Annotated in this window: 9 protein-coding genes; 2 read left to right on the top strand and 7 right to left on the bottom strand. The window is 52.3% G+C overall.

Features of this window, described 5'->3' with window-relative positions:
* Window positions 1-17 precede the first annotated feature (17 nt).
* The 7 genes from SH248x_RS03590 to SH248x_RS03620 form a co-directional block, all read right to left on the bottom strand.
* Window positions 18-428, bottom strand: a complete 411-nt coding sequence (locus SH248x_RS03590) for a hypothetical protein (RefSeq protein WP_459557151.1) — start codon at window positions 426-428, stop codon at window positions 18-20.
* Window positions 429-803: 375 nt separating this feature from the next.
* Window positions 804-1,733 carry a hypothetical protein gene (locus tag SH248x_RS03595; protein ID WP_459557152.1) on the bottom strand — a complete coding sequence of 310 codons (930 nt, stop codon included), beginning with the start codon at window positions 1,731-1,733 and terminating at the stop codon, window positions 804-806.
* A complete protein-coding gene (locus SH248x_RS03600) occupies window positions 1,724-4,546 on the bottom strand; it encodes a hypothetical protein (protein ID WP_459557153.1) in 2,823 nt (940 codons plus the stop codon). The genes SH248x_RS03595 and SH248x_RS03600 overlap by 10 nt, the downstream gene beginning before the upstream one ends.
* Window positions 4,547-4,581: 35 nt before the next feature.
* Window positions 4,582-6,429 (bottom strand): M14 family zinc carboxypeptidase, encoded by a 1,848-nt coding sequence (locus SH248x_RS03605; protein ID WP_459557154.1) that lies wholly within the window; start codon window positions 6,427-6,429, stop codon window positions 4,582-4,584.
* A gap of 604 nt (window positions 6,430-7,033) precedes the next feature.
* Window positions 7,034-7,639 carry a TetR/AcrR family transcriptional regulator gene (locus SH248x_RS03610; protein WP_459557155.1) on the bottom strand — a complete coding sequence of 202 codons (606 nt, stop codon included), beginning with the start codon at window positions 7,637-7,639 and terminating at the stop codon, window positions 7,034-7,036.
* A 173-nt stretch (window positions 7,640-7,812) separates the two neighbouring features.
* Entirely contained in the window at window positions 7,813-11,034 is a 3,222-nt protein-coding gene (locus tag SH248x_RS03615) for an efflux RND transporter permease subunit (protein WP_459557156.1), read from the bottom strand.
* Window positions 11,035-11,105: 71 nt separating this feature from the next.
* The gene (locus tag SH248x_RS03620) at window positions 11,106-12,470 is read right to left on the bottom strand and encodes an efflux RND transporter periplasmic adaptor subunit (RefSeq protein WP_459557157.1); all 1,365 of its coding nucleotides are present in this window, start codon (window positions 12,468-12,470) and stop codon (window positions 11,106-11,108) included.
* A gap of 427 nt (window positions 12,471-12,897) precedes the next feature.
* Between SH248x_RS03620 and SH248x_RS03625 the strand changes: the two genes are divergently transcribed.
* Together SH248x_RS03625 and SH248x_RS03630 are read left to right on the top strand one after the other, a co-directional pair.
* Entirely contained in the window at window positions 12,898-14,562 is a 1,665-nt protein-coding gene (locus SH248x_RS03625; RefSeq protein WP_459557158.1) for an outer membrane factor lipoprotein domain-containing protein, read from the top strand.
* Between the two features lie 62 nt (window positions 14,563-14,624).
* On the top strand, window positions 14,625-14,993 hold the full coding sequence (locus SH248x_RS03630; RefSeq protein ID WP_459557159.1) for a hypothetical protein: 369 nt from the start codon (window positions 14,625-14,627) through the stop codon (window positions 14,991-14,993).
* Window positions 14,994-15,001: the final 8 nt, after the last annotated feature.

Genomic DNA, 15,001 nt, shown 5'->3' on the forward strand with positions numbered 1-15,001 from the left:
ACTCGCAATACTGAATGCTACATGGCTAAATGAGTCAGAAGAACTGTTTGGAATTCCTTGATTAGTTCGCGATCGCTGGCCGCCTTCTCTTTAGTCTGAGAGTAATACCAGATCGTGAAGGGAAGGGAGCCATCGCGCTTGATTAAAAGTAACCTCGAAAACATCATTGGTCGATGGGATACAGACAAAACTTTTCTCGAGAACGATTCAAACCGCAGTTCAACAAAATCATCAAGCTCGAACTCATAAACCGACGCGAAAAACAAAACAATATATTTAAACCTAGCGCGTTTGTTAACGAAATCGATCTCAAGAACGGAACGCTCCAGCATTGATATCAACACGCACAAGATTACAACATTAACGCACAAAGGAGCAATTCCATGACGCTGATCCCAATTTACAGGCAAGTGTTTCGTGATAAGCATTCCGAACGTTTCCAAAACAATAAGACAAAGTATTGCGCTGATTATGATTGCAATTAGGCATATTGCAGTTCTTAGTCGGACCGACAGTCTTATCGTATTGGTGTTTGCTGAAAATGAAAGCGAGTCAGATTCACGAATACATCTCATTGTCTATAGCAGTCCTGCCTCAAGTAGCATATCTTGAAAAGCGTCAGTGGTGAACAATATGCTGAAAGCATCAACAGTATTTAAGGCGCAAACTCGCCAGTTGCCGTGTTCACTCACGAGCACAAAGTATTCAGTCCACTTTCGGTTGCTGTCACTGGCATTAGCAATTATAACAACCGTTTCAGAGCTGCGCAATATACTAGCTATAGATCGCTTTATCGAGAAGAATTATTGCATTTCCTGCTTCATCGCGGAATAGTCCCTGCTTTCTTCAGATATAATTAATTCACGAGTTTTGCTCGACAGGAGTGTCAGGTATTTATCAACGTCTTCTTCTCTCGCTGCGGCGAGAAGCTCGTTCAGTGTCCCTAGGCCGTCTTTCGATTCCTCAGAGAAAAGTTTTTCATTTCTATCTACCGATTCGGGATTAAAGCCAACTGTCGTATCGAAGAATTTTTCATCAGATTCTCTGACTGTTGCTTTCTTCCACTCGAATCCATTGGGATTACGAACGCGAAGATCTGACTCGCTGTGGTACAAGCAGTAGAAAATGCCTTTCAGGCATTCAATAACGGTACTGCTTTCTGATGCGAGATCCCGCTTTGATTGGCCATCTTGAAGTTTGATCAATAGCACTGGGAAATAAGGAAAATTGACATGATCTGTAGAGATAAAATAAAGGGTCCATTGATTCACGATAAACGAATGAAGGATAGTCGCCTTTGACTTACCTCGAAATAGCTCTGAGAGAATGGGAAAAAGCTGATCTTTTCCTTCGAGATTATGTGAATTAAATCCTTTTTCGTCATTTCGAGCTGCCGCGAGTAAGATCTGAGATAAGACGGTATTTGTTTTATCAGATCCAGAGTCGAATACTAATGAACGGTCATCAGCGTTTTCCAGAATCTTTAAGGCAAATGGTGAGGGAACTGTCTTGATGCAGTTTTCAACTGGCAGCCAATAAGCAGCCTCCTGATATTCCTTAGGGATTGCCTGTTGATCGTCCTTTGCTAATGTACCCGAAGAGCGATTGCTGGCAGAGTGCTCAGGAAAGGCCTCGGGTGAATTGGTGGTGCTTACCCCGCAACCTTGCACGCAGGCTCCGAACCACAATGTAGCTAAGAAGTATTTCGTAAATGGCGAAAATGCTAATCGCATGTAGTTGCTCCACAAGGATCATCTTTAGAAAGCAGGGTAAAGCCATCCCAAGAAGCTATCGTGAATTCATAGCTAATAACCTTGGAGATGACTTCGACTTCTACGGATGCAGTTACTGCTCCGCTTCCGATTTTGATATCAATATCCTGTCCACATCCACAGTTTGGTGAGTTCCAGTTCATTGTTCCTCCCACCGACGTCGAGACCGAGACGGGAGTTATATCGAAGGCTGTGCAACTTCGAGACGGGGAAAGAAGGCCTTCGTAGCACGCTTTTGAGGCAATTGTAGCGCTTATGCTTAGGCCACAGTTCGCCTCCAATTCCTGGTAGTTGCAGTTTAGGGAGGGGCAACATTGACTGGTCTCCTGCCCAAACTTACCAGATACCGAGGCTTGGTTAAACTCGGCGTAGAGTCCAAATCTCATTCTGATGTGGAACTTTTGGCCCAAAGTAGTGAATGAAACCACAAGAGAAGAACTTGGTGCTATTCCAGGAATTCGTATTGGTAGAATAGTAGTTCCAGGAGTCTTTTCGAGTGTTACGGCACCTCCTTCGCGTTTGCGGCCGTCTTCTATCAGGCTTAGCCCAGAGCAACAATCTTTCACTCTGCGATCCGGTGAGATCGAAGCTGTCATTGGCGGAATTGGTAGCCCAAGTGTACTTAGCGCAGAGCTTAAAGCAGACAAGTCAAATGTAGTTGTAACGTTGCTAATAAATTCATCTCGCCACTCATCACCCGCTGTGCAATCACATCTATCATTGACTCCATCCTCATTTGAGTCAAACTGATAACAGCTGTCATAAATACCATCGGAGTTTGTGTCACATGTGTAACAGTGAAATGCTCCAGGCCTCGTGCCAGGACAAGGTGGACAAGTATCGTACAAACCATCTCGATTATCGTCGCAAAAGCGGCACTTCATCCAGCGATTTAATGTTGGAGTGCCTTGGTTGCAACTGAAACAGGTATCGTAGATTCCGTTATACTCTGTCGCACACGTATAGCAACGGTCATTAATTCCGTCTTCATCTTCATCACAAAGAAAGCAGGAATCTAAGACACCGTCGAAATCCGAATCGCACCTGTACTGACATGAATCTGGTATTCCGTCACCATTGGTATCGCAAATGTAGCAGGTGTCATTAATGCCATCATTATCAAGGTCGCACAACATACACGAATCCAAAACTCCATCGCTATTTTTATCGCATGAAAAGTTTGCATCCGGAAAGCCATTCATATCATTGTCACAAGTATAGCAGGAATCATTTATGGAATCGTTATCGCTGTCACTTAACCAATTGCAAGTGTCCTCGTATCCATCGTTGTCGGAATCACAGACATAGCAGCTATCATTCGATCCATCATTATCTGAGTCGCAAAGATGACAAGTATCTAGCACCCCATCATCATTGCCGTCACACAAGTAGCAACTGTCATTCATGCCATCCCCATCGGTGTCACACAAGTAGCAGGAATCGGGGATTTCGTCACCATTCGTGTCGCAGACGTAACAAGAATCCGGCATGCCGTTGCCATCCAAATCGCACGCGAAACAGGCTTCACTGATGCCATTTCCATCATAATCACAAACAAAATCTGAGTCTTTGTGGCCATTGAGGTTGTGATCACATACAAAGCAACTGTCGTTGGTGCCGTCTCCATTGGCGTCAGTTGTGAAAGAGCACGTATCTGCGATTCCATCATCACTCGTGTCGCACCGATAGCAGCTGTCCATGATTCCGTCATCATTGGTGTCACACAGCCAGCAACTGTCGAGCTTGCCATCGCCGTCGCTGTCGCATTGGTAACCAGACTCGTTGGAGCCATTGTTGTTAAGATTGCAGACCCAGCAAGAGTCGAGCGAACCGTTGCCATCCGAGTCGTAGGTGTAACCGCAGGAATCTGCGATGCCGTCGTCATTGGTGTCGCAGACGTAGCAGCTGTCGAGCATCCCGTCGCCGTTGGTGTCGCAGAGGTAACAGCTATCCAGGCCGCCATCGCCATTGGAGTCGCAGAGTTTGCAGGCATCCATGGTGCCATTGCCGTCTGAGTCGCAGGAGTGACAGGTATCTCCCACGCCGTCGCCGTTGGTGTCGCAGGAATAGCCGACGTCGTTGTGGCCGTTGCCGTTGGAATCGCACATGAAGCAGGTATCGAGCTTACCATCGCCATCGGAGTCGAAGACGCGACTACAGGTGTCTAAAATTCCGTCGTCATTGCCGTCGCAAAGATAGCAGGCATCGAGAACGCCGTCGTAGTCACTGTCGCAGAGGTAGTCAGAGTCGAGGACACCATCGTTGTTGGTGTCGCACACAACTCGACACAGATCATTGATGCCGTCGCCATCCGAATCGGCAATGTAACAACTGTCGGCGAACCCGTCATTATCCGTGTCGCACGTCAGACAAGCCTCATTGATGCCATCCCCATCGGAGTCGCAGGCGGGACAGTATTTCGCTCCACCTTGTCCCAAGCAGTCTGCGCAACTGCTCGTGGTTCCAGGGCATTGGCTGTTGCAGATGGTCACACCGTTGCAAGTCATGCCACAGGGGCCATATTCGTCGCTCTCTGCGCAAGGGGCCTCGATGGGATTGCCATTCGCGTCTTCGCACTCAGGATCTGGTCCCTTGGTGGCTGAGGGGGTACTGATGGGATCAGGCCGAGGAGTCATCGCGACAGACGAAATAGGCTCTGGGGAGTCTGTTGAGACAAACGCCGACTGCAACACGAAGGCGAGTCCCGCCGTCGCGATGACCAGCGATGTGGTCGCTGCTATTACCCAATGAGATCTCAAACTGGCTCCTGGCATCGGCATGTCCATGTGTCAGTGGTAACGGAGTTGGGTTATCGGAACTGGGGATAATTCTTCAGGCGCTCTACGAAAGGCTCGTATCGGTTGTCGTCAACCAACTGTTCTGGGGGAGTCCAGCCACGGACGACGAATTCTGCTCGGAAGGCATCAGGGAAGATTCGCTGCCAGTTCATGTCACGAACGTAAAACAGCATTTTTCGAAAGCGATCCCGCTGCATGCGTTCGACTCGCTCGCGAAGAACAGACGACTCTCGAGAGGTCAGGAATTGTGCCGCCGACTTTGCCATCGTCGCTCCCATCCAGCGAAGTTGTTCGAGATTCAAGTGGCGATCCTTGGCCTGTGAATTTGCTTCGTAAAGGATGCGGAGAGTGCCATAGCGGTACTCAAGCCAGCCTCCAAGGCGGTAATAGTGATTGTCCGGGCCCCAGGTGCGACGTTGAATATTGGCTCCGGTCGAATTCATGCGCGAGCCTATGTAAACATGAAGCAGTTCCGCCCAGGTTCGATCAGGCTCTTTTTTCGGAACAGATCCGCAAGACAGGTGTGGAGCCTCGGCAGACTCGACATTGTGAAGATTGATCGCAACATCAATCCGCCCGCCCGCGTTGTACCAGTTCGTCAGGAATGCCGTGTAGGACAGAGATTCGGGCGATGGTTTATCAGGGTGGAAAGAGTCGACAATTCGGTGATACGAAGACGAGGCGGCGCCATCAGGGTCAAGAATTGGGATAACGAGAACATTAACTTGACGTAGAAGGCGTGTTGCTTCCGAGTCATTTTCATCCAGAAAATACTCAATGGCTCCCTGGGTCAGCCAGCTGCCGTCGTGTTCGTCTCCGTGTTCACGAGCGTAAATCAGTAGGGTCGGTTTCTGATGATAATACGGCGTTGAACGATCGCTAATTTCGATCACCTGCAGAGGCTGATTTTTGGGCGACCGGCCAATGTCATGAAGGATGACCTGTTCAAGTTCGCTCAGTCTTTTCAGGTAAGCTGACAAGTAGCTCGGTGAGAAGATCGGACGCATGGCCACGATGACATCGTCGTCTTTGGGAAGACAGTGAATCGTCAGAGTATTCTCCGCATAGGAAACGTCTGTCAGGAACTGCCAGGGTTCATCAGTCGTATCAGGGACCAGAGGACCATTCTTGGTGGGCAATGTCTTGGTCCGTTTGCTGGCGCTGAGGCGAATTGTGTCATCGAGAAACGCTTGTTCGTCAGCACACAGGAGAGGATTGAGTGTGCCCCATTTGGCAGGCGCTCCCTTCAAGTCGATTTGAACAGGCTTTTGCTGAGCATGGCGCAGTCGAAAGGCGAAAAAGCCTGTGTTTTGCCGACCGGTAGCCAATTCCACGGCAAAATGGCCATCTTTGACCACGGAGAGATCGCAGTTTTGTAAAGAGCATTCCAGATCGGAGGAGAGCGTGGAACCAGCTCCGTCCCTTGCCGTCAACTGACGAGATTTTTGGGGAACTTGTTTCTGTTTGGCTAGGTCTTTCTGACCTGGAGTGACCAAAGCCATTAGATTCTTGGTGCCGGTTGGATCTTCATCGTCCTGAGCAGATTGTAGCGGAGCGGTCTTGAGAGATAACTGGCTGTTCTCAGAGCCTCCTGATGTTGTGGAAGGCTTCACGGCGGGCGTTTCGGAACGAAAGTCTTCGGGCAACGCTGTCGGCAATGAGTGAACTGGAGGCGGCGAAGTTGCTGTCGGCACAGGAGAAGAAACTGAGGTGACTGTCTCATCGTTCGAGTTTTCAAACGACGAGTAGGCTGCAACTACCGCAAAAAGGATCAACAATCCAAAGAAGACCAGCGCCTGCGGGCTGAGGGTCTTCTTTGGATTTCTCTTCGTTCGCGATTTACGAGATGGCTGTCCCAATCTTCTCCCCTGCACAAATAGTTCCTCGTCAGTAAACCCTGATCTGGTCTTATGTGCAATGGGAATCTTTCAATAGTTCGAGGATTCACACAATCTTATTGATTGTTGTCATTGAAGCCGAGAATGATTGCTCGCTTCAATCATCGCAAGGATCGCCAGCTTGATTGGCTCTGAGAGGTAAGGCCAAGAATCGATCAGTCGGATAAGGACCGCGTCTGTTGCTGTCTGGCAATGACACTTAACGTCACCGACCTGCAGCGCGTGTGCATCGCTACGAGTATTCTCCTCACTCTTAAATGAAGTGCTGTCGTCACTTAGGGCATTTTCCAGAAGGGATTCGAATCCCCCCCTCTCCGCTTTTGTTGGTTGTGGCTGGGAGTGACTGGCTGTGTCGTTGCTCTTGTTTTGGCAGCGGTTGGTGATCGGTTTTGCGGGGTGATTCGTGTCGGGAAGCGGCGGAGAACATCTCTGGGCGACGGCTGGAATGCAGTCATTTGCGGTGCAGGCTTTTGTCGGATGCTCGCGTCATCCATTCTTGGCCAGGACGTGACTGTGTTGGCAGGCGGTTCGATCAGTCCGAGGCGAGCAGCCAGCAGCGAATTTGTTATTTTTCGGTCGGGATGAGCGAGATTTGTTTGCAGCAGGGATTGCGAGTGATTGCTTCGAGAGTGCTGACGATTTTTTCCCTTAGTTCTGGGGCGTCCTGGAATGCACCCGCCAGATTTGCAACCGCGAGGCCGTCGGCTGCCAGGTACACGATGGCGAGCATGACGTTGACGTCATCTCCCTGTGCATCGTCGCTCATAATACGAAAGAAATGTTCCCGAAGGCGTTTGTGAAAGTCGCCATTCTCGTGACTGGATGCAAGGAGCGCGATCCACATACGGGTGCAACGAGTATCTTTCGTATTTGCAATCGAACGCAGTTCAGCGCGGGTGCTGCGACCAGTTTCATCGGGATCGCTTGCGATGATGTTCTGAATCGATTCCTGGAACGAGTTGGTCCCATCTTCGACGAACTCTTCCAGAAGCGCCTTTTTACTGGGGAAGTGATGCAGCAGGCCACCCTTGCTAACCCCTGCGGCATCCGCGACAGCATCCAGAGTGACGGCTGCAAGCCCCTTTTCAAGAATGAGATCACCAACGACATCGAGCAGATGCCGCCTTGTCTCTTCTGGTTGTCGTTTACGGGGCGTGGCCTTGGTTTTCATCGATCACCGAATTCTCAGCTGTCTGACTGGTGCAGTCAGCTGGAATCATTCAATAAGGGCAGGGGACTGCTTCTTGAGAAGAAGTAAGTGGCTCATTTTTCGAAATATTAACACACCTCGGTAAATCAAGAAACGTGGATATTTTCGTGAATTAGCTGAGGATTCAGGAATCATTAGTGATGACCTGATGGAACAGCGACTGCCGGTGTGTGGTCAACGGGATCGTTGTGATGCAGGGCATCGGTTTCGTCCGAGTGGCTTGCGACTGTCTTTTTACGCGATTTCAATCGCTCAGAAATCGACTGCATAATCACGTAGAAAACCGGCACAAAGATGACACCAAAAAGCGTCGCGGCGACCATGCCGCCAAAGACGGCTGTCCCCAGCGAACGTCGACTGACGGCCCCGGCACCGGTCGCGATCAACAGCGGGACGATCCCGAGGATGAACGCAAATGAGGTCATCAGAATCGGACGGAAGCGAAGACGTGCGGCTTCGGCTGCGGCTTCGGTGATGCTCTTACCATGATTGCGAAGTTCACGTGCGAACTCGACGATCAGAATCGCGTTCTTACTCGCCAGCGCGATGATCAGAACGATCCCGATCTGTGTATAGACGTTGTTGTCCATCCCGCGATACATGACCGCCAGAACGGTTCCAACCAGCGCGAGTGGCACGATCAGAATGACAGCCGCTGGCAGGAACCAGCTTTCGTACTGAGCCGCGAGGACCAGGAAGACCATCAGGGTCGCCATGCCGAAGACATAGATCGACTGTCCGCCGACGCTCTTCTCCTGGAACGACATTCCGCTCCACTCATAGCCCATGGAGTTGGGTAGCTTGCGGTCAGCCATTTGCTCCATCAAAGCAATCGCTTCCCCGGAACTGGTGCCTGCTTTGGCTTCACCATTGATCGTAACGGAAGGATAGAGGTTGTAGCGCGTAATCAGACGCGGTCCGGTACTCATTTTCACAGTTGAAAATGCTGTGAAGGGCACCATATCGCCGAATTCGTTTCGAACTTCGAGACGTCGGATGTCGTCGATATTCTTGCGGAACTGCTGGTCGGCCTGAATGTGAACCTGCCACGTACGTCCGAATTTGTTGAAGTCGTTGATGTACGCAGACCCCAAAGTCGCCTGCAGCGTGTTGAAGACTGACGACAGCGGGATGTTGAGGCTCTTCACCTTGGCGCGATCGATATCGACATACAACTGCGGAGTCGCTGCTCGGAAGGATGTCTGAAGTCCCGCCAGTCCCGATTGGGTATTGCCATCACGGACCATTTCATCTGCGACTTGCTGAAGTTCCCAGGCTCCTGCATTTCCACGGTCTTGCAGGCGGAATTCGAAGCCACCCGTTGTTCCCAGTCCCTGAATCGCAGGCGGCGGGAACGCCATGATCAACGCTTCCGGAATCATCCCGGCTCGCGCCCAGACACTCCCGACAATCGCTTCCATCGACTGCTCAGGGTGACCGGCTCGTTCCTCGAAAGGCTTGAAGGTAATAAAGCAGGTCGCAGAGTTCGACGACGTGCCGCCGTCCATCATCGACATTCCGCCGATCATGAACCACGACTCGACACCTGGGGTACTCCCGAGCATCTCGTCGATCTTCTTGGTTACTTCATGCGTCCGCTCCAGCGAGGCAGAGTCGTCCAGCTGAGCGAACATGATCGCGTAGCCCTGGTCTTCCGTCGGGATGAACGAGGTCGGAAGTGTCGTGTAACCATAGACCCCGGCACCGGCGATCAGCGTGAAGAAGAACAACATGATGATCGGATGCTTGATCACTCGCTTGATCATGTTGAAGTAAAAATGCTCAACACTGTCATACACATAGTTGAACCCGCGATAGAAGAAATTTTTCTTCTCAGGCGTTGGGCGCAGATAAACCGCACATTGAGCCGGTTTGAGCGAGACCGCGTTGATGGCACTGATGAGGGCGGTCGCAGCGATCGTCAGCGCGAACTGTCGATACAGCTGCCCGGTGATTCCCTGCATGAAGATCGTCGGCAGGAACACCGCCATCAACACAAGCGTGATCCCGATGATCGGGCCAATCACCTCGGACATGGCTTTGATCGTCGCCGTGCGTGGCTCCAGCTTGCCGCGGTCAATATGGTGAACGGCGTTCTCGACGATCACGATCGCATCGTCGACCACAATCCCGATCGCGAGGACCAGGCCAAACAGCGTCAGGACGTTGATCGAATAATCCATGGCAGCCAGGGCAGCAAACGCACCGATAATCGTAACAGGGACCGTCGTCGCAGGAATGAGAACGGCTCGCCAGTCCTGCAGGAACAGGAGGATGACGATGAGAACCAGAATGCCCGCTTCAAACAGCGTGCGATAAACTTCTTTGATCGATTCTTCGACGAAGATTGTCGGGTTGAACGGAATGGACGCTTCGATTCCCTCTGGAATCTTGGGCTTCATCTTTTCGACGGCATCCTTCACGCTTTGTGCAACTTCGAGCGAGTTCGAGCCTGGCAGCTGGAAAATCGCGATCCCGGCTGCGGGAATGCCTTTGATCGCGGTCCAGGTATCGTACGAGCGGGCACCAAGCTCGACGCGGGCGACGTCTTTCAGACGAACGATTCGTCGCTGCTCAGAACCGGTTCCCTCTGTTTTTACGATGATCTCGCCAAACTCTTCAGGATCGGAAAGACGTCCTTGAGTATTGACCGTGTACTGAAAGTTGGGAGCATCACCTGTCGGTCGTTGTCCAACCTGACCGGCGGCGACCTGAATGTTCTGCTCGCCGATGACAGCGATGACGTCTTCGGTTGTCAGGTTCCGAGCCTTCAGCTTCTGAGGATCCAGCCAGATCCGCATGCCGTAGCTGCCTGCCCCGAAGATCTGAACTTCACCGACGCCTGGAAGTCGCCGAAGGGTATCTTTGACTTGAATATCGGCGTAGTTGCTCAGGAAGAGATCATCATAAGTATTGTCTGGTGAGGTCAATGCGACCACGATGACGATGTTGGTCGACTGCTTGTTCGCTGTCACGCCGAGTCGCTGAACTTCTTGTGGCAAGCTCGGCAGGGCGCTGGCGATTCGGTTCTGCACGAGAACCTGCGCCTGATTCAGGTCGACGCCCACATTGAAAGTCACCTGCAGCGTGTATGCTCCGTTGCTTGAACAGTTGGATGACATGTAAAGCATGTCTTCCACCCCGTTAATCGCCTGTTCGAGGGGGCTGGCGACGGTATCGGAGAGGACCTGTGGGTTGGCCCCCGGATAGTTCGCGGTCACCTGAATGGTGGGAGGAGTGATCGTTGGGTACTGCTCGATCGGCAGGCCGACCAGGCAGACAATTCCTACGAGCATCGTCACGATCGCAATCACGTTCGCGAAAATCGGACGATCAATAAAGAAGCGAGAAAGCATATCGTTGAACCGCATGAAGGACGGAATGAACGGTCAGAAAAGGACGCTTGATGGCGAAGTCGGTCAGCGACTTACTCCGCGATATTGGTCACGACAGGAGTCGCTGGAACGGTTTCTTTGTCGACTGGGGAAGCCTCTTTCGGAGTGACAACCAGACCAGGCCGAACGCGAATCAACCCGTCGATGACGACTTTGTCGTTGACAGTGACAGGGCCATTGACGACCCGTTCGTGTCCCAGGATCGGGCCAGTTGTGACGGGACGTCGTTCGACTTTGTTCTCCGCTCCGATGACATATACGAAGCCACCCGACTGGTCGAAACCGATGGCGCGATCCGGAACCAGAACGGCATCTTTAATGATCGAAGCGGGAATCCGCACACGCACGAGCAAGCCGGGCATGATCTTTTCTTTGGTATTCTCGAACAGTCCACGCACGCGAACAGTTCCCGTGCTTTCATCCACAATCGGAGCGATGTAATCGACAACCCCTTCGAACGGGAAGTCATTCGAACCATCGACGCCAATCTGCATCTTGATGGGGGAATCGGGCGAGTTGACCTCTCCGGCTCTCATGCGAACAAGTTCCGCAGAGCTTGGCGTGATATTCACGTAGATCGGGTTCAGCTGAACAACTGTCGCGAGTGGATTCGAGTCAGCCATGATGTAATTACCGACATCATAGACGCGAGCATCGACGCGTCCTTCCAGTGGCGATGTAATCTGGCAGTAGCTCAGTTCCAGTTCCGCAGCCTTGACGTTCTCCGTGGCTGCATCCAAAGACGCCTGCAGGCTGAGAATGCGTGTCTCGTAATCAGCATCCATTTGTTCCACGTCAGCGCGATCGGAATCAACTTGAGCGACTGCTTTATCGTACTCAGCAACCGTTCGATCAAGATCCTGCTGAGGGATTGCACTGCGTTCCACGAGGGAGCGGGCACGATCAAGCGAGGTCTTGGCCAGGCTCAGATCCGCTTGCGAAAGCTGGAGCTTCGCGCGAGTTGTTTCGCGTGTCTTGGATTGTCGGGCTTGAAGAAGAGCCGCCTCGGCTTCCTTTTGTCGGGCTTTCGCCTGACGCAGCGCGACCTTGAAAGGAACTTCGTCAATGACGAAGAGGACTTGCCCCTTCGTGACGACATCGCCGTCATTGAACTTACGCTCGACCAGGAAACCGGAAACGCGTGAACGAAGCTGGACCCGTTCGAACGCCTGAGTCGTACCCGTTTGATAAATATAGTCAGTCACTTCATCCAGACGAGGCGAAGCAACCGGAACCTCAGGTGGCGGTGGTTCAAAGTAAGCGTTCTGCGGACGGCAACCAGAGGCCGGCAAGCAGATCACCATTATGAGCGTAAAGAGGACCGCAGAAATGGTTGATTGAGACATCGTGCTCGTCACGTCTGAACGACGAGCGGAAACGGCATGACGTGGAAGCATTCTTGAGCGTTCTTTCCAGATTTACTTTTGAAATCCGTTATCGCGAAGAGGGTCAATCCTGAAAAATCGATTAGTGAAAGTGGAGAGTATACGGCGTTTTTTTGAGTTCCGCAGATCTCCCCAATTGTGCTGCCGACAAATAGCCAAAATGAGCATACCGTCTGGACGGTATTTTGTAAATGGCCGATTTGTCTGGCGGTTTGAATGATGACCCTTCGCGTGACTAACCGATAAAACAGGCGTCTTCAGCGTTTCTCGAAAAAACAGAAAAACGCTCGTTACCGGAATTAGACGATCGGGGACGCGCTCCTTCGACAAGGATTCCACCCTCCAGGGTTGGTTTCTCAAAGTTGACGGGATGGTCACCTGATCAACCAGAGTTCAATGGATGAATCTCTGGTCAACCGGATTTAGCATGGATGCCACTATGAGAATCTTTGCCGGCTCGCAGGCGACTCGCCTCCGTTTCAAGACACTGACAACACTCTCGCTGTTCGCTGCTTCTGCGATCTGCGTGACTGGTTGCATGACCGGTCCGAAGGAATACTTTCGCAACGGCTTCAAGGTCGGACCGAACTACCGGACACCCGCTGCTCCGGTGGCGGAATCGTGGGTCGACATTGGTGACTCGCGAGTCATCAGTGCCCCGAATGAAAACTGGGCCTGGTGGACTGCTTTCAATGACCCTGTCATGAGCCAGCTGGTTGTCATGGCCTCCAATCAGAACCTGACACTGCGAGAAGCGGGTTTCCGCATCATGGAAGCACGTGCGATCGCCGCCCAGTCACGGGGACAATTATTGCCACAATCGCAAACAGCATCCGGGGGCTATTCTCGTCAGCTGCTTTCCGAACAGGTTGGATTCGTCGGAGGTGGTGGAGGCGGGTTAGGAGTTCCTCGTGAGTTCAGCATCTGGAACGGCGGATCTCAGTTCAACTGGGAACTCGATTTCTGGGGCCGTTTCCGACGTGCCATAGAAGCCGCCGATGCGAACCTCGATTCAACGGTCGAAAACTATGATGACGTCATGGTCATCCTGATCGCCGATGTCGCCGCTGCATACGTCAATGTCCGCACGCTCGAACAGCGTCTGCGCTATGCTCGTCACAACGTCGAAACACAATCCGCATCGTTGAAGCTGGCCGAAGACCGCAAGAACTTCGGAGCCGGTAGTCAGCTCGACGTCGCCCAGGCGCTCACCAACGTTGCTCAAACCGAAGCCACGATTCCTCAATTCGAAGCCGACCTGCGTCAGGCCGAGAATCTGCTGTGTACCCTCATGGGCTTCCCACCCCAGGACATCAAATTGCTTCTGTCCCCAACAGGTGAAGTCACCCCGATCCCGGGAGCCCCGTCAGAAGTTGTTCTGGGGATTCCAGCCGAACTGGTCCGACGACGCCCTGACGTTCGACGTCAGGAACGCCTCGTTGCCCAACAAAGTGCGATGATCGGCGTCGCGGAAGCAGATCTCTATCCTGCGTTCTCGATCAACGGGCAAATCGCTGTTCGTGCCAGTCAGTTCAACGACCTGTTCAGTGCACAAGCCATGACCGGAAATATTGGCCCGTCCTTCAACTGGAACATCCTGAACTACGGACGCATTCGCAATAACGTCGCCGCTCAGGAAGCCCGCTACATGCAGCTGGTGACGACCTATCAGCAAACCGTGCTCGATGCCAACCGCGAAGCAGAAGACGCCATCGTCCGCTTCCTCCAGGCACAACAGCAGGTCCTGATTCTCCGAAAGGGTGTCGGAGCCGCGGATCAGTCAGCACAACTGGTCAACGAGCTTTATGAAGGTGGCCAGACAGACTTTGGACGGGTCTTCGTCGCCGAGCTGGCACTGGTACAGCAGCAGGATGCGTTGGCAGTCGCAGAAGGAACAGTCGCACAAAGCCTCGTCGCGATCAACCGAGCCCTCGGCGGTGGCTGGCAGCTTCGCCTGCAGAACCCCCCACCCATCGTGATGACCCCGATGCCAAGCCCCCCACCCGTGGGTGAATTTGTCCCGGGGGCAGGAACGAACGTCGCTATCGAAAATAAGACGGCTGAAATTCCGGCCCCTGTCTTCGATGAAGCACTGACCAACTAGTTCAAACTCACACGTCAATGAAGATTCCAATAACGGCAAGTTCCGTTATGAAAGGAAGAGTCATGAAAATCACATTCACTCGCCAGTCGATGTTAACCGGCGTGATCGCCATGAGCGTTCTCTGCGGTTGCGTGACGACAGGGTTCTGCCAGTCTCCAGCAGAGGCTTCTGAAGCACCTGTTGTCACACCGCCTGCCGAGGTTGCTCCCTCTCCGGTCATCGATGACACCACTGCAAGGCCCGTATCACCCGTGCTGACGTCATTCAGCCCGCGGTTTCTCTGCGTCTGTCCAGGGTACTGCCCAAAGCCTGCTCCCTGCAAAATTCCACGACCGCTTTGCGGCCCGACAGCTGTTCCTCGCCAGACAACCCCGTGGAAACTGTACTCGCCGTTTCCGATTCGCGGACCGTTCGATGGTCATCGCAACTAGACGTGTCT

The organism is Lacunimicrobium album (assembly GCF_052161635.1).
Lineage (GTDB): Bacteria > Planctomycetota > Planctomycetia > Planctomycetales > Planctomycetaceae > SXPC01.